This is a genomic window from Pseudomonas benzenivorans (genome assembly GCF_033547155.1).
GTDB classification, from domain to species: Bacteria; Pseudomonadota; Gammaproteobacteria; order Pseudomonadales; family Pseudomonadaceae; genus Aquipseudomonas; species Aquipseudomonas benzenivorans_B.
Map to the genome: position 1 here is coordinate 3,069,948 of NZ_CP137892.1, position 15,824 is coordinate 3,085,771.

The 15,824-nt window shown below is 63.0% G+C and carries 16 protein-coding genes and 2 pseudogenes; 6 read left to right on the top strand and 12 right to left on the bottom strand.

All coding sequences use genetic code 11. The annotated features are described in order from the left end of the window. Nucleotides 1-50: 50 nt before the first annotated feature. From tolB to aspS, 10 genes and pseudogenes are all read right to left on the bottom strand, one after another. Nucleotides 51-1,352 carry a Tol-Pal system beta propeller repeat protein TolB gene (gene tolB, locus SBP02_RS14095; RefSeq protein ID WP_318642637.1) on the bottom strand — a complete coding sequence of 434 codons (1,302 nt, stop codon included), beginning with the start codon at nucleotides 1,350-1,352 and terminating at the stop codon, nucleotides 51-53. After that, on the bottom strand, nucleotides 1,349-2,344 hold the full coding sequence (tolA, locus tag SBP02_RS14100) for a cell envelope integrity protein TolA (RefSeq protein WP_318646341.1): 996 nt from the start codon (nucleotides 2,342-2,344) through the stop codon (nucleotides 1,349-1,351). The genes tolB and tolA overlap by 4 nt, the downstream gene beginning before the upstream one ends. After that, nucleotides 2,341-2,793 (bottom strand): protein TolR, encoded by a 453-nt coding sequence (gene tolR / locus SBP02_RS14105; RefSeq protein WP_318642639.1) that lies wholly within the window; start codon nucleotides 2,791-2,793, stop codon nucleotides 2,341-2,343. The genes tolA and tolR overlap by 4 nt, the downstream gene beginning before the upstream one ends. Before the next feature lie 33 nt (nucleotides 2,794-2,826). Further along, on the bottom strand, nucleotides 2,827-3,522 hold the full coding sequence (gene tolQ, locus SBP02_RS14110) for a protein TolQ (protein ID WP_318642642.1): 696 nt from the start codon (nucleotides 3,520-3,522) through the stop codon (nucleotides 2,827-2,829). Further along, nucleotides 3,503-3,977 (bottom strand): annotated as a pseudogene (gene ybgC, locus SBP02_RS14115) (tol-pal system-associated acyl-CoA thioesterase). The gene tolQ and the pseudogene ybgC overlap by 20 nt, the downstream one beginning before the upstream one ends. Before the next feature lie 50 nt (nucleotides 3,978-4,027). Beyond that, nucleotides 4,028-5,080, bottom strand: a complete 1,053-nt coding sequence (gene ruvB, locus SBP02_RS14120; protein WP_318642644.1) for a Holliday junction branch migration DNA helicase RuvB — start codon at nucleotides 5,078-5,080, stop codon at nucleotides 4,028-4,030. A gap of 157 nt (nucleotides 5,081-5,237) precedes the next feature. Further along, nucleotides 5,238-5,843, bottom strand: coding sequence for a Holliday junction branch migration protein RuvA (gene ruvA / locus SBP02_RS14125; protein WP_318642646.1), 606 nt, complete (start codon nucleotides 5,841-5,843; stop codon nucleotides 5,238-5,240). 22 nt (nucleotides 5,844-5,865) lie between these two features. Then, nucleotides 5,866-6,390 carry a crossover junction endodeoxyribonuclease RuvC gene (gene ruvC, locus SBP02_RS14130; RefSeq protein WP_318642648.1) on the bottom strand — a complete coding sequence of 175 codons (525 nt, stop codon included), beginning with the start codon at nucleotides 6,388-6,390 and terminating at the stop codon, nucleotides 5,866-5,868. A gap of 165 nt (nucleotides 6,391-6,555) precedes the next feature. Then, nucleotides 6,556-7,302, bottom strand: a complete 747-nt coding sequence (locus tag SBP02_RS14135) for a YebC/PmpR family DNA-binding transcriptional regulator (RefSeq protein ID WP_318642650.1) — start codon at nucleotides 7,300-7,302, stop codon at nucleotides 6,556-6,558. A gap of 84 nt (nucleotides 7,303-7,386) precedes the next feature. Continuing rightward, complete coding sequence (aspS, locus tag SBP02_RS14140) at nucleotides 7,387-9,162, bottom strand: aspartate--tRNA ligase (protein ID WP_318642653.1); 1,776 nt, start codon at nucleotides 9,160-9,162, stop codon at nucleotides 7,387-7,389. Nucleotides 9,163-9,422: 260 nt separating this feature from the next. Here aspS and SBP02_RS14145 point away from each other — a divergent pair, with 260 nt between their 5' ends. The 5 genes and pseudogenes from SBP02_RS14145 to SBP02_RS14165 all read left to right on the top strand — a co-directional run bounded on the left by SBP02_RS14145 (nucleotide 9,423) and on the right by SBP02_RS14165 (nucleotide 13,109). Then, complete coding sequence (locus tag SBP02_RS14145; protein ID WP_318642655.1) at nucleotides 9,423-10,541, top strand: HD-GYP domain-containing protein; 1,119 nt, start codon at nucleotides 9,423-9,425, stop codon at nucleotides 10,539-10,541. A 153-nt stretch (nucleotides 10,542-10,694) separates the two neighbouring features. Beyond that, entirely contained in the window at nucleotides 10,695-11,165 is a 471-nt protein-coding gene (locus tag SBP02_RS14150; RefSeq protein ID WP_208708920.1) for a Dps family protein, read from the top strand. 103 nt (nucleotides 11,166-11,268) lie between these two features. Further along, entirely contained in the window at nucleotides 11,269-12,336 is a 1,068-nt protein-coding gene (locus SBP02_RS14155; protein ID WP_318642660.1) for a diguanylate cyclase domain-containing protein, read from the top strand. 167 nt (nucleotides 12,337-12,503) lie between these two features. Beyond that, nucleotides 12,504-12,824 (top strand): annotated as a pseudogene (locus tag SBP02_RS14160) (cold shock domain-containing protein membrane protein); the annotation flags it as partial. A gap of 18 nt (nucleotides 12,825-12,842) precedes the next feature. Continuing rightward, nucleotides 12,843-13,109 (top strand): cold-shock protein, encoded by a 267-nt coding sequence (locus SBP02_RS14165; protein WP_318646342.1) that lies wholly within the window; start codon nucleotides 12,843-12,845, stop codon nucleotides 13,107-13,109. 57 nt (nucleotides 13,110-13,166) lie between these two features. Here the strand turns inward: SBP02_RS14165 and SBP02_RS14170 are convergent, their stop codons facing one another. Both SBP02_RS14170 and SBP02_RS14175 read right to left on the bottom strand, forming a co-directional pair. After that, complete coding sequence (locus SBP02_RS14170; protein WP_318642662.1) at nucleotides 13,167-13,373, bottom strand: SlyX family protein; 207 nt, start codon at nucleotides 13,371-13,373, stop codon at nucleotides 13,167-13,169. A 3-nt stretch (nucleotides 13,374-13,376) separates the two neighbouring features. Further along, nucleotides 13,377-13,799 (bottom strand): HIT domain-containing protein, encoded by a 423-nt coding sequence (locus tag SBP02_RS14175; protein WP_318642664.1) that lies wholly within the window; start codon nucleotides 13,797-13,799, stop codon nucleotides 13,377-13,379. 698 nt (nucleotides 13,800-14,497) lie between these two features. On the opposite strand from SBP02_RS14175, the gene SBP02_RS14180 reads away from it, so the two are divergent. After that, nucleotides 14,498-15,790, top strand: a complete 1,293-nt coding sequence (locus SBP02_RS14180) for an OprD family porin (RefSeq protein ID WP_318642666.1) — start codon at nucleotides 14,498-14,500, stop codon at nucleotides 15,788-15,790. Nucleotides 15,791-15,824: the final 34 nt, after the last annotated feature.

Here is a 15,824-nt window from a genome sequence, read left to right on the forward strand (position 1 = left end):
TGTAACCCCAGTGTGTTAAGCAAAAAGTTTAAAGGTACAACAACACCGCATCAGTTCAGGTAGGGGGACCAGGAAGGCTCTCGAACTTCGCCTTGAGCGGTAGGAAGAGGGAGCCTCACGCGTCCGTTGATGGACGCTAACATCAAGACTCCCCGACCCTGCTGGCGGGTGGCGTAGATTAGCATGGTGCCATTAGGCGCAACAGTGGGGGACTCATCCAAACTGGTGTCAGAAAGGATGCGTGGAGCCCCACCGCGAACCAGATCCATGGCCGCTACTTTGAACACGGTAAAACCATCCTGGCGATGGATCATCACCAGGGTCTTCTCGTCGGCGGAGAGCTTCGGGTTGGCGTTGTAGTTGCCGACGAAGGTCACCCGATCCACCGCACCGCTGGCGATGTTGGTTTTATAAATCTGTGGTTTGCCGGCACGATCCGAGGTGAAGTAGACGGTCTGCCCGTCCTTGCCCCAGAACGGCTCGGTGTCGATCGCATAGTGGTTGGTCACCCGGCGCAGCTGGCGCGAGCCCATGTCCATGACATAGATCTCCGGATTGCCGTCGCGCGACAGTACGAAGGCCAGGCGGCTGCCGTCCGGCGACCAGGCAGGCGCACCGTTGAGCCCCTCGAAGTTGGTGATCTGCTCGCGACGACCGGTATCGATGTGCTGGACGAAGATGCGCGGACGCTTCTGCTCGAAGGACACGTAGGCGATGCGGCGGCCATCCGGCGCGAACGACGGCGAGAGGATCGGCTCGCGCGATTGCAGCAGCGTCACCGCACGGGCACCGTCGTAGTCCGAGCGCTGCAGGGTGTAGCGGGTGTTGTTGACCCCGAAACGCTCGGCGGTGACATAGAGCATGCGCGTGGAAAACGCACCCTTGACCCCGGTCAGTTTCTCGAACGCCAGGTCGGCGATGTGGTGGGCCATGTCGCGCAGCTGATCGGTGCCGCCACCGACGCTGCCGGTCAGCACCTGTTGCTCGGTGGCCACGTTGAACAGGGCGAACTGCACCTGCAGACGCCCGCCCGCCGGCACCATGCTGCCGACCAGCACGTACTGCGCGCCGAGGGCCTTCCAGTCGCGATAGATGACCTCGCTGGCCTGGGTCGGCAGGCTGATCATGTTCTGTCGCGGAATCGGCTCGAACACGCCGGAATTACGCAGGTCGTTGCCGACGATCTCGGCGATGTCCTCGGGCAGCACGGTGCCGCCCTGCCAGCCGAAGGGCACCACGGCGATCGGCGTCGCCCGATCGGTACCGCTGGTGATCACCAGCGGGTCAGCCGCCTGCACGCCGCCGACCAACATGGCCAGGCCCAGCAGGGCGATACGCATCAGGGTGTTCACAGACCTAAATCCTCCGGTTTGAAGATCACGCGCCGCTGCCGGTAGAGCCGGTCGAAGGTCGCGCGATCGAGTTGTTGCATCTCGCTGATACGGCCGACGTTACGCACCGCCTGCACCGCCGAACTGTCGAACGGCACATCGCCACTGGCGCGGGTCACGCTGGCGTTGATGATGGTGCCGTCCGGCAGCATCTCGATCAATATTTCTACACTCATGCCATTACGCGCCGATGGCGGGCGACGCCATTGCTCGCTCACCAGCCTGACGATCAAGTCGTCGAGACTACCAGCGACCTGGTCGCCATGGGTATCGGCCAACGCCTGCTGGTGTTGCACGTCATCGGAGAGCAACTCGGCCAATGCCGCGGCCTTCTTGTCCTCGACCGCCTTGCGCGCCTGCTCGGCCGCCTTCTTCTTGGCGTCCTCGGCGGCCTTCTTCTTCGCTGCCTCGGCTGCCGCTTTCCTCTTGGCCTCTTCGGCCGCTTTCTTCTTAGCCTCTTCCGCCGCCTTCTTCTTGGCGTCCTCGACGGCCTTCTTCTTCGCCGCTTCTTCGGCCGCCTTCTTCTTGGCGATATCGGCCAGTTTCTTCTGCTCGGCCGCCTTGGCCGCCTCGGCCTTCTTCGCCGCTTCCGCCTTTCGAGCCTCCTCGGCCTTCTTTTGTTCCGCCGCCTTGGCCGCCGCCTGCTTCTGCTGTTCGGCCTGGGCCAACTTCTGCTGCTCGGCCTTCTTCTGCTCCAGCTGCTCGGTTTCGTATTGCGGCGCAGCCGTCTTCTTCGCCTCGCCGGCGATTTTCTGGTTGGTCTGGGTGGTCGCCTGGCTCTGCGACTGCAGCTGGTACAGGGTCGCCTGGACGATCGGCCGGGCCGGCGGCAGGTCCGGGGCGAAGGCGAAACTGACGAACAGCATGGCGAACATCAGCACATGCAAGGCCACGGCCCACACCACCGGCCAGAACAGACTTTCCGAAGGAGAGCGCTCACGCTGCTGCATCAGGGCGCCTCGGTAATCAGCCCGACGTTACCCACGTCGGCCTGCTGCAAGCCACTCATCGCCGCCATCACGGAACCGTAGTCGACGGCCTTGTCGCCGCGCATCAACACCTGCACCTGCTTGCCCTGACTGCGACTCTGATTGAGGATCGCGGTCACGGCCCGGACCATTTCGTCCAGGGTCAAGGCTTGCTCCTGCACGGTGTCGACATCGACCTCGGAACCCATATTCCAGTAGTAGGTCTTGTCGGCCTTGATGGAGATGGTCAGCACCTGGGCATCGTTGTCCTGCGGCAGCACCTCGCTGCTGACCTTGGGCAGGTCGACCTTGACCCCCTGGTTGAGCATCGGTGCGGTCACCATGAAGATCACCAGCAGCACCAGCATCACGTCGATGTAGGGCACCACATTCATCTCGGCGACGGGCTTGCGTCTGTTGCGAATTCTGACCATGACTGAAAAACCTATCCGGTAGATGCCAAAGGCTTAGTCGTCGTTGACATGGACCTTGCGGTGCAGGATCGCCTGGAATTCGTCGGCGAAGGTGTAGTAGCGGCCGATCAGCATCTCGCCACGGGCGGAGAAGCGGTTGTAGGCGATCACCGCCGGAATCGCGGCGAACAGACCGATGGCCGTGGCGATCAACGCCTCGGCGATGCCCGGGGCGACGGTGGCCAGGGTGGCCTGCTGCACCTGGGCCAGGCCGCGGAAGGAATTCATGATGCCCCACACGGTACCGAACAGGCCGATGTAGGGGCTGGTCGAGCCGACGGTGGCGAGGAACGGCAGGCTCTGCTCGAGCTTCTCCTCCTCGCGCGAGATGGCCACACGCATGGCTCGCGACACGCCGTCCATCACTGCGTCCGGATCGACGCCCTGCTGCTGGCGCAGACGGGAGAACTCCTTGAAGCCGGCACGGAAGATCTGCTCCAGCCCCGAGTCCGGGTCCGGGTTGCTGCCGGCCTGACGATACAGCTTGGACAGGTCGATGCCGGACCAGAAGCGCTCCTCGAACATGTCCAGGGCGCCCTTGGCGGCACGCAGCAGGGTGCTGCGCTGGAAAATCATCACCCATGAGGTCACCGAGGCGGCCACCAGGGTGAGCATCACCAATTGCACCACCAGACTGGCGTTGCTGATCAGACTCCACATCGACATGTGGTCAACGGCATTGGCTTCCACGCTTACTCTCCTGCTCTAGAGGGACCCGCGCCGCCCGACTCGGCAAAGGCCGCTCGCAGCTTTTCGGGAATGGCCCGGGGTTTCAAATTGTCGGCACGCACACAGGCCACCAAAAACTGCCCTTCGCAGAGCAGCACATCGTCCGCCGCCCGCCTGACACGTTGACGAAAACGCAGGCTGGCACGGTTCAACTCGATCACGTCGGCACTCACCAGCAGCTCGTCATCCAGACGCGCCGGCGCGTGATAGCGCGCCTCGGTCGAGTGCACGACGAACAACAGGCCCTCACCAGCCAGCGCCGACTGGGCAAAGCCCAGGTCGCGCAGCCGCTCGGTGCGGGCCCGTTCCATAAACTTGAGGTAATTGACGTAGTAGACGATGCCGCCGGCATCGGTGTCCTCGTAGTAAACACGACAACGATGGGCGAACGGCTGAACTCCGTTTTGCGCGCGCATACTCTAGTGCTAGCTCCTGCTCTTGCCAATCGGGTGCCGCAAGTATTTTTTCATGGGCCGTCACCCTCGAATAAATCCGCTACCGGCGCCTCCCCCATGCGCTTGGGCGCATTGAGGCCGAAGTGCAGGTAAGCATGGCGAGTCACCACCCGCCCCCGCGGGGTCCGCATGATATAGCCCTGCTGGATCAGGTAGGGCTCCAGTACATCCTCGATGGTATGTCGCTCCTCCCCTATCGCCGCTGCGAGGTTGTCGACGCCCACCGGGCCGCCATCGAACTTCTCGATCATGGTCAACAGCAGGCGCCGGTCCTGGTGATCGAAACCACGCTCATCGACATCCAGCAGATTCAGCGCCTGGTCGGCGATCTGCCGGGAGATCTCCCCCCTGCCCCGCACCTCGGCGAAATCGCGCACGCGGCGCAGCAGACGGTTGGCGATGCGCGGCGTGCCACGGGCGCGACGGGCGATCTCGAAGGCGCCCTGGGCCTCGGTCGGCAGGCCGAGAATGCCCGCCGAACGGCTGACTATGGTGGCCAGGTCGTCGACGCCGTAGAACTCCAGGCGCTGGACGATGCCGAAGCGGTCGCGCAGCGGGTTGGTCAGCATGCCGGCGCGGGTGGTGGCGCCGACCAAGGTGAAGGGCGGCAGGTCCAGCTTGATCGAGCGGGCCGCCGGCCCCTCGCCGATCATGATGTCGAGCTGGAAGTCTTCCATCGCCGGGTACAACACCTCTTCGACTATGGGCGACAGACGATGAATCTCGTCGACGAACAGCACATCGCCCGGCTCCAGATTGGTCAGCAGCGCCGCCAGATCGCCCGGCCGCTCGAGCACCGGGCCGGAGGTGCTCTTGATCGACACGCCCATTTCCTGGGCGATGATATTGGCCAGAGTGGTCTTGCCCAGCCCCGGCGGGCCGAAGATCAGGGTGTGGTCGAGCGCCTCCGCCCTGCCCTTGGCGGCCTGGATAAACAGCTCCATCTGCTCGCGCACGCCCGGCTGGCCGATGTACTCGGCCAGCCTCAGCGGACGAATGGCGCGGTCGACCTGTTCCTCGCGGTCACGGGGGCTGGCGGTGATCAGGCGATCTGCTTCTATCATCTAGGAAACTGTCTCGGGTGCTAGGTTGGGGCGCGACGGCGACCGCCACGCCAACTCATGGAACTGGCCACACTGGGCGCCATTGCGCGGCAAAGCAAGGCACGGCACTCGGCCGCCGACGAACTTCAACTGTCGGTCGCACGCGAGTGGCTGCGCATCAAATCATGCCCTTGAGGGCACGGCGGATCATATCCTCACTACTCAGGCCGTCCACCTTGACGGCCGCAACCGCGCGGCTGGCCTCCTGCGGCTTGTACCCCAGGGAGATCAGCGCGCTGACCGCATCATTCTCCGCGCTTGAGACTGCATCGGCGCCCCGAGGTTCAACCACCAGGGCGGTCATGCCCGGCACGGCCTCCCAGGCCTTGAAGCGCCCCTTGAGCTCCAGTAGCAGGCGTTCGGCGGTCTTCTTGCCGACCCCCGGAACCTTGACCAGGGCCGAAGTATCCTGGGCCTGCACGCAGCGCACCAGCTCGTCGACGTCCAGGCCGGACATCAGCGCCAACGCCAGTTTCGGCCCGACGCCGCTGAGGCGAATCAGTTCGCGAAACAGCTCGCGCTCGCGCTTCTCGAAGAAGCCATAGAGCAGGTGGGCATCCTCGCGCACCACCAGATGGGTGTGCAGGGTCAAGGGTTCGCCCACCGACGGCAAGCGGTACAGGGTGGTCATGGGCACTTCCAGCTCGTAGCCCAGGCCATTCACATCCACTATCACATGGGGCGGCTGCTTCTCCGCCAGGGTGCCGCGCAATCGTCCGATCACCGCAGTTTTTCCTTGAGTCAGGTTACAAACGAAGGCGGCCGCTGCGCCGCTTGGCTCCGGACAGGCCATGGGGGATCAGGCTCTGCCGGTGGTGGGCATGACAGAGGGCGATGGCCAGGGCATCCGAGGCGTCGATCTGCGGCTTCTGCACCAACTTGAGCAGGTGCATGACCATCATCTGCACCTGCTCCTTGTCCGCCCCGCCGCTTCCGGCGATCGCCTGCTTGACCTGGGTGGCGGTGTACTCGGCCACCTCCAGCCCCGCCTCGATGCCGGCGAGGATCGCCGCGCCCCGCGCCTGGCCGAGCTTCAGCGCGGAATCGGCGTTGCGCGCCATGAACACCTGTTCGATGCCCATGGTCACCGGCCCATAGCTCTCGATCACCTCGCGCACGCCGCGAAACACCGCCTGCAGGCGCTCGGGCAAGGCGCCGCCACCGGTGCGGATGCAGCCGGAGGCGACGTACTCGCAGCGGCGCCCGGTATCGCGCACCACTCCATAGCCGGTGATGCGCGAGCCGGGGTCTATTCCGAGTATCAGTGTCATGCTCCGCCCCTCATACGCATCGCCGGCCGCAATACTGTCTATTTATCCAGCTTGCGAGTATAGAGGCAACGTCACACTCAGTCATCCGACGGGCGCCCATAAAAAAGCCGGAAGCGCCTGGGCAGCCCTCACCCGACAACTTCCGGCCGCCCGATCCGGGGCCGCTCAGCCGATCTGCTCCATGATCTCGTCGGAGATCTCGGCGTTGTGGTAGACGTTCTGCACGTCGTCGAGGTCTTCGAGCATGTCGATCAGCTTGATCACCTTCTGCGCGGTCTCCAGATCCTCGATGGGCGCGGCGATCGAGGGGATCATGGCGATCTCCGAGTCGTCGCCCTTGAACCCGGCCTCGGCCAGTGCCTCGTTGACCGCGTGAAAATCGCTGAAGGGCGTGTAGACCTCGACCGAACCGTCCTCGCCAGCGACCACGTCGTCGGCGCCGGCCTCCAGCGCCGCCTCCATCAGGGCGTCTTCGTCCACGCCCGGAGCGTAGCTGATGTGCCCCTTGCGCTCGAACATGTAAGCCACCGAGCCGTCGGTACCGAGGTTGCCGCCGCACTTGCTGAAGGCGTGGCGCACTTCGGCGGCGGTGCGGTTGCGATTGTCGGTCATGGCCTCGACGATGATGGCCACGCCGCTCGGCGCATAGCCCTCGTAGCTCAGCTCGATCATGTTGTCGGCTTCGTTGGTGCCGGCCCCGCGGGCGATGGCGCGGTCGATCACATCGCGCGTCATGTTGGCGGTCAGCGCCTTGTCCACGGCCAGGCGCAGGCGCGGGTTGTCCGCAGGCACCCCGCCGCTCTTGGCCGCCACGGTCAGCTCACGAATGATCTTGGTGAAGATCTTGCCGCGCTTGGCGTCCTGACGCCCCTTGCGGTGCTTGATGTTGGCCCATTTGGAATGACCAGCCATAACTCACTCCATCTTTGCTTCGAATCAGAATTGTAACGCCCAAAACCAAGGAGCCTGGCATCACCAGGCTCCTGTCGGCAGGGCTTACTCGGCCTTGGGCTGCTCGCGCAGGCGGATATGCAGCTCGCGCAGGGCCTTGTTGTCCACCTCGCCCGGGGCCTGGGTCATGACGCAGGCGGCGCTCTGGGTCTTCGGGAAGGCGATCACTTCGCGGATCGACTGGGCGCCGGTCATCAGCATCACCAGACGGTCCAGGCCGAAGGCCAGGCCACCATGGGGCGGCGCGCCGAACTTCAGGGCATCGAGGAGGAAGCCGAATTTCTCCTGCTGCTCGGCCTCGTCGATGCCCAGCACGCGGAACACCGCCTGCTGCATGCCCTTGTCATGGATACGGATGGAACCGCCCCCCAGCTCGGTGCCGTTCAGGACCATGTCGTAAGCCCGCGACAGCGCGGTCGACGGGCTCGCCTCCAGCTCGGCCGCACTGCAGCTCGGCGAGGTGAAGGGATGGTGCAACGAGGTCAGGCTGCCGTCGTCGTTTTCCTCGAACATGGGGAAGTCCACCACCCACAGCGGCGCCCACGCGCAGGTCAGCAGGTTCAGGTCATGACCCAGCTTGATGCGCAGCGCGCCCAGGGCCTCGCTGACGATCTTGGCCTTGTCGGCGCCGAAGAACACGATATCGCCATCGACCGCGCCGACGCGATCGAGGATGACCTCGAGATTCTCCGCCGGGATGTTCTTGACGATCGGCGACTGCAGGCCCTCGACGCCCTTGGCGCGCTCGTTGACCTTGATATAGGCTAGGCCCTTGGCGCCGTAGATGCCGACGAACTTGGTGTAGTCGTCGATCTGCTTGCGCGGCATGCTCGCCCCGCCCGGCACGCGCAGCGCGGCGACGCGGCAGGCCGGATCGTTGGCCGGACCGCTGAACACCTTGAACTCGACGTCCTTGAGCTGGTCGGCCACGTCCACCAACTCCAGCGGGATACGCAGGTCCGGCTTGTCCGAACCGTAGCGGCGCATGGCCTCGGCGAAGCTCATGTGGGGGAAGTCGCCGAACTCCACATCCAGCACTTCCTTGAACAGCTGGCGCACCATCTTCTCGGTGATGCCCATGATGTCGCGTTCATCGAGGAAGCTGGTCTCGATGTCGATCTGGGTGAACTCCGGCTGCCGGTCGGCGCGCAGGTCTTCGTCGCGGAAGCACTTGGCGATCTGGTAGTAGCGATCGAAGCCGGCCACCATCAGCAACTGCTTGAACAGCTGCGGCGACTGCGGCAGGGCGAAGAAGCTACCGGCGTGGGTGCGGCTCGGCACCAGGTAGTCACGCGCACCCTCCGGGGTCGCACGAGTCAGAATCGGCGTCTCGACGTCGAGGAAGCCGTTGTCGTCCAGGTAGCGACGGATGCTGGTGGTGATGCGCGAGCGCAGCTTGAGCTTCTCGGCCATCTCCGGGCGACGCAGGTCGATGAAGCGGTAGCGCAGGCGGGTCTCCTCGCCGACATCGGTGTATTCGTTGAGCGGGAAGGGCGGGGTCTCCGCCTCGTTCAACACTTCCAGCTGGTAACCCAGCACCTCGATGGCACCGGAGGCCATGTTCGGGTTGACCGCGCCGGCCGGGCGCAGACGTACCTTGCCGGTCAGCTTGACCACGTACTCGCTGCGCACCTTGTCGGCCGTGGCGAAGGTCTCGGCACGATCCGGGTCGAACACCACCTGGGCCAGGCCCTCGCGGTCACGAATATCGAGGAAAATCACCCCGCCATGGTCGCGACGGCGGTGCACCCAACCGCAAAGGGTGACTTCCTGGCCGTCCAGGCTCTCGTTCAGTTGGCCGCAATAGTGGCTGCGCATCATGGTGGTAGTCGCTTCTCTTGAGTCTTGAATTCGTTGGACCGCAACGCTTGCGGCATGCTTAACCGGCTTCGCGGCAGGCCGAACCGGCAGAACCACGCGGCATGACAGGACCGCCGGCGCCCTTGTGCAGGCAGCCATCAACCGGAATGCCGCGGCAAAGCGCGGGATTATATATGGTTAGGCCGCCACGTGCAGCCGCCTCCCCGCGCAGCCGCGCCATGCCTCTCTTATACTCAGTGCCTGCCCGCAGGAGATCGAACATGGCCATCCCCCGTATCGCCGAGCTGAGCACCGACCAACTGGCGGACTTTCGCCAGGAAGCCGCCGAGCAGTTCCAACGCTGCGAACAGCTGCTGATCGAACTGGAACACGCACCGGACGACGGCGAACGCCTGCGTGATCTGTTCCGCCAGGTGCACACCCTCAAGGGCAACCTCGGCATTGTCGGCCTGGGAGCATTGATCCCCCTGCCCCAGGCGCTGGAAGATGTGCTCGACCGCCTGCGCCAGATGCAGCTGGACTTCGACAGCCTGCTCGGCGACATCCTACTGCTCAGCCTGGACCATCTGAAGGAATTGCTCGAACACGCCTTCAGCGGCGCCCCCGCCCGCCTCGACGACACTCAGATCGACACCCTCAGCCAGGCGCTGAGCGCCCTATCCAGCGCCCCCGCCGAGCGCCAGGCGACCATGCGCCGCACCCTGCTGGAACAACTCGCGCCCGACACTCGCCTGATCGCCCCAACGCCGACAGACGACTCGCCGGCCCGCGAACTGATCGAGCGCCACGGCCTCGAGCCCGATGCCGACCTGCTGTTTTTCCTGGAACTGATGCAGGCCAGCGAACGTCGCTCGCATTATTGGCAAGGCCGCGGCCTGCGCCAGCTGGACCTGGCACTGACTATCAACAGTCTCGGCAACAGCCCCGAAGACCCTCGGCAACTGGCGGCCGCCGTGTGCCTGCACGACCTGGGCATGGCCTTCCTGCCGCTGACCATGCTGCACAAGCAATCCCAGCTGAACCCCGAAGAACTCGAGCAGATGCAGGCGCACCCCGGCGTGGCGAGCAACCTGCTCGGGCATATGCCCTGCTGGAGCGACGCCGCAGAGATCGTCCTGCAGCACCAGGAACACGCCGACGGCAGTGGTTACCCCAAAGGACTGAAGGAAAGCGACACCCGCCCCGGCGCGCTCATTCTCAATATCGTCGATACCTTCGATGCACGCACCCATGAACGCGCCCATCAAACCCTGAGCAAGCGCCCATTACTGCGTGCCATCCTGGAAATCAATGGCCTGGCCGGCAGCCAGTTCAGCGCACACTGGGTCGAGGTGTTCAATCGCAGCCTGCGCCAACACCCCCAGCTGACCCAGCGCTGAACATCCCGCTCGCCCAACCACAAACACAGGCGCCCCTCCCAATAGCCTCCAACCATCGCCGCCATTGATAGAACCGTCTCCGACCGGTCCAGCCCCCCATGCTAGGCTTCGTCAATCACATGAGGCCCCGCGTACCGCCAGAGGAGAAAAGACATGGAAATCAATATCGGAATCGCCGAGCAGGATCGCGCCGCCATTGCCGAAGGCCTGTCCCGCCTGCTTGCCGACACCTACACCCTGTATCTGAAGACCCACAACTTTCACTGGAATGTCACCGGCCCGATGTTCAACACCCTGCACCTCATGTTCGAGGGTCAGTACACCGAACTGGCACTGGCTGTCGACCAGATCGCCGAGCGCATCCGCGCCCTCGGCTTCCCCGCCCCCGGCACCTACGCCGCCTATGCCCGCCTGTCTTCGATCAAGGAAGAAGAAGGCGTGCCGAGCGCGCCGGACATGATCAAGCAGCTGGTGCAAGGCCAGGAAGCCGTCGTGCGCACCGCCCGCGGCATCTTCCCGCTACTCGACAAAGTCAGCGACGAGCCCACCGCCGACCTGCTGACGCAACGCATGCAGGTGCATGAGAAAACCGCCTGGATGCTGCGCAGCCTGCTCGACGCCTAACCCCTCCGCAACAGCGGCCCGTCTCGCACGGGCCCTTTTGCTAGGCGCAGGACAGGTGCTTGTTCTATGCTTGGGCGATTCGCATTTGGCCACAGTGACGTGCATGAACCAGCCAAGCAAAGTTCCCAGCATTATCGAGATGTTTCCGGAAGACACGCGCGAGTCCGCCGCCCTTCTGAAACAGGCCGTGCCGCTGATGATGCGTCACGCCATCCCCCCCAACCCCATGCATTACGCGCTCTGGTACACCTACAGCAAGGGCCAGGAGCCCGAGCTCAATCGCCGCCTGGAGAAAATCACCCAGGACTTCGACAGCTTCCCGGCGGAAACTGCCGCCAAGCTCTTTCGCGACTACATCATCCGCGGCGAACTCGAGGAGGCCCGTGCTGGGCAGCAGCAGGTCATCGAGTTGGTCGACGATATCGAAGGTGATGTTTCGCTCAGCGTGCAGGGCAGCCGCAACTACCAGAACAGCCTGGAGCAAGGCCTGGCAGCCCTCCAGGAGCCCCTCATCGACGACTTGCCCAGCGTTCTGAACGACCTGCAGCACAGCACCCAGCAGATGCAGGACCAGCAGGAGAAGTTCCTCTACCGCCTGCGCGCCGCGCAGAGCGAGATCCAACACCTGCGCAGCCAGCTCGAGCGCGCCCACCTGGCCGCAACCCTGGACAGCCTGACCCACGTATTCAACCGCCATGCCTTTACCCGCCTGCTGGAACAGGCCCTGAGCAAAGGCCACGAAGGCGTAGCCCTGGTCATGCTCGACATCGATCACTTCAAGCAATTCAACGACCAATATGGCCACCCGCTGGGCGACCGGGTGCTGCAGCACGTCGGCCAGCTTCTGCGCGACCTGCTGCCACCGCGGGCCATGGCCGCACGTTATGGCGGCGAAGAATTCTGCGTCATCCTGCGTGAATGCCATGACCTCGCCAGCGTCCACGCCTTCGCCGAACAACTGCGCATGAAGATCCAGTCACTGCGCATCAAGGTCAGACGCACCGACCAGGTACTCGACAGCATCACCGCCTCCTTCGGCTTCGCCCTCGCCGAAGCCGGAGACAACGTAGAGAACCTGCTTACCCGCGCCGATGACGCGCTCTACCAAGCCAAACGCAACGGCCGCAACCAGGCCCGCCCCTGCCCTACGCAGGCCGAGCTCAGCGCCTGATTTGAGTACCCCAGTCCTTTGCGGTTAAATACCCCGCGTGCGCCGAGCCGAAGCCTCGGTTCGGCGCATAGGCTGGCCCCGCACGCTTCTTCAACGCCCTTCCTTCCATGGCCAAGCATGCAAAGCCAGCTCTTCCTCGCGCATCTTCTATAGTGAGTTCATCGAGCATGTTGAAAATCGTCCACCTTCTGACAGGCGCAGCCGCAATGCTGCTGTCCTTGACTGCCAGCCTGAGCAGCGCCGCGCTGCCATTTCTGCAACACCCCGACGCCCTCTGCCTCGCCCTGTTTGGCCTGCTGAACCTACTCTTGGCACCACAACTGCCCATCTGGCACGCCGGCCTGCGCCACCACCTGCAGAATCTGGTTTCCGCCTTGCTGATCCTGGCAACCTTGCTACAAGCCCTGATACTGCTTGCCCCTCTACCGATGATCGTCAATCAACCGGCCACCCTCTTCAGCCTACTCGGCGCAGCCGCCGCCGTGCTCCTGCATCTGGGCACCAATCTGCGCCTACAGAGCCGCGACGATAGCGCCCCGGCACCGAACAACGCGGACCGAGAAACCGGCACGGTCAAGTGGTTCAATACCTCCAAGGGCTTCGGCTTCATTTCCCGCGATTCGGGGGACGATATCTTCGTGCACTTTCGCGCCATCCGCGGCGAAGGCCACCGCGTGCTGGTCGAAGGCCAGCGTGTCGAGTTCTCCGTCATGCAGCGCGACAAAGGCCTGCAGGCAGAAGATGTGATAGCGGCGCCGTCACACCGCCGCTAACACGCCCCAACGAAAAAGCCCGCAGTTAGCGGGCTTTTTCGTTGGGTTACATGAGGATTAATAGTGGGGTGGCGGCGCTTCGTCCTCCGCAACATCGAGCTGTCCGCTGAGCTCCTCCTGACGCTTGGCCAGGGCCTCCAACTGCAACTGCACACGCTCGAGCAAGCGTTGCTGCGTCACGATCTCGTCATTGAGCGCCTGAATAGTATCATCCTGAAACGCCAACCGACTTTCCAGTTCCGTAATACGCTCCTCTAGGCTCATCGCTCACTCCTCGAAGTGGAAGTTATCGGTCAATACCAAGCGTAACTTAGCCTTTATCAGCGCCACCTGATCCCCGCCATACGGCAACGCCGGATGCCGGCCCCATACCGGGGCCGGCCAGGCCGCATCACTACGGCGGCGCACGATAACGTGCATATGCAGCTGGCTGACCAAATTCCCCAGGGTCGCAACATTCATCTTGTCGGCGGCGAAGGTGTCCTTGAGCGTCTCGGCCAACAGCGTGGTTTCATGCCAGAGCATCCGCTGATCCTCGACATCCAGCTGAAACAACTCACTGACCTCCTCCCGACGCGGCACCAAGATAAACCAGGGGTAATGCGCATCGTTCATCAGCAACAGGCGGCACAGGGGGAAGTCCCCCAGTGGCAACGCATCTTGCTGCAGACGTGGATCCAAGACAAACATACCGCCCCTCCCGCTCGACCATTCAATAACAACAGCTTAGCGCCACTGCCGACCACCGGATGCAACCAGCGAGCGCCGCGCAGGATACGACGGAAACAAGCCAACTTCACCCAATCAGTCACGCCATGGACGTCACCTCGCCGCGCATGGCGGGCACACTTTCTGTTTCTTCCCGTAATGGATGCACCACCTGCGTTACCGCCTAACGCCAGCAACCGCCAGACCCAGCACCACAACCTCGCCCTTCTGCACCCCTGCCCGGTATATAGAAAAACCTCGTCAAACCGCCCAGATCGGCCCAGTCAAACACGATAAAGGCCTCATCGCCCGACACGGCGACAGACACCCCAGGGCAGAAACGCAACACACAGGACCGCAACACACACTTTGAGCATGACTTTTGCTATACGCTACGCCATTGCTCGGAATGCCCGCAGGCAGGCCAGCAAGATCCGGTTTTCGCAACCGAATACACCAGAATCCGTCGACGCTAAGGGCCGCAAGCGAAAATCTACAGAATTGCGACATGCATCATAGGCATTTGCGACACGCCCGTGATGAAAGCGCAACGAATAGATTGCAACTATCGCCAACTTTAACCGCGTGCTATAAGTTAGCGCCGACACAAAAAGAAAGAGCCGCCCATACAACAACTTACATGGGCAGCGCAACTCTTCTAAACCAAAGGAGCAGTCACGATGCAAGTGATGAAGTGGAGCGTAATCGCCCTGGCAGTCGCCGCGGGCACCACCCAAATGGCTTTCGCCTCGAGCCAGTCCGAGTCCAACGGCATTGTTGAAGACAGCAGCTTCAACATCTTCAACCGCATTCTGTACCAGAACCGCGACTTCCGTAACGGTGGCGAAAATAGCCAGCACACTGCCAAACCGGCCGGCCAACGTAACGGCTACCGTGAAGAGACCGGCCTAGGCATCCGCCTGCTGTTCGAATCCGGCTTCACCCAGGGCACCGTAGGTGTTGGTTTCGATGCCCACAGCCTGAGCAGCATCAAGCTGGACAGCGGCAAGGGCCGCGTTGGCACCGGTCAGTTCGACAAGACCGATGACCATAGCGCCGACGACACCCAGAGCGAAGTAGGCGGCGCCATCAAGTTCCGCATCTCCGACACCGTTCTGAAGCACGGCAACCAGTTCGTTGGCAGCCCGGTATTCTCCACCGACGACAGCCGCATCCTGCCTGAAGTTGCCACCGGCACTCTGCTGACCAGCAACGAGATCGAAGGCCTGGAGCTGACCGCCGGTCGCTTCACCGCCCTGAGCAGCCAGACCAGCACCGACCGTGACACCTTCGGCCTCAATGAAGCCAACATCATCGGCGCCAGCTACAGCTTCACCGACAACTTCAGTGGCGCCATCCACGCATCCGACGTGGAAGACCACTTCAAGAAGAAGTACATCAACCTGAACTACAACCTGCCCCTGGCAGCTGAGCAGGCTCTGAACTTCGACTTCAACGCCTACAAGACCGACGACCAAGGTCGCAAGTTGTCCGGCGACATCGACAACAAGATCTGGAGTTTGGCCGCCGCCTACTCCATGGGTGCGCACAAGTTCACCCTGGCCCACCAGCGTTCTTCCGGTGATAGCGCCTATGCCTATGGCATCGACGGTAACGGCACCATCTGGCTGGCCAACTCGGTTCAGTTCTCCGACTTCGACCGCGAAGACGAACGCTCCTGGCAGGCTCGCTACGACCTGAACATGGCCTCCTACGGCGTACCGGGCCTGAGCTTCATGACCCGCTACATCACCGGTGACAACATCGAAACCGGCGTAGCCGGTGCCGGTGAAGGCAAAGAGCACGAGTGGGATATCGAAGCCAAGTACGTGATCCAGGAAGGCGCCGCCAAGGACCTGTCCTTCCGCGTACGTAACGCCATCTGGCGCGCCAACGGTGCCCAGAATGCACACTACAGTTCCGACGTGAACGACTTCCGTCTGATCGTCGAATACCCGCTGGAAGTGCTGTAATCCTGCGCTAGTTCGATAGCAACTAGAAAAAGCC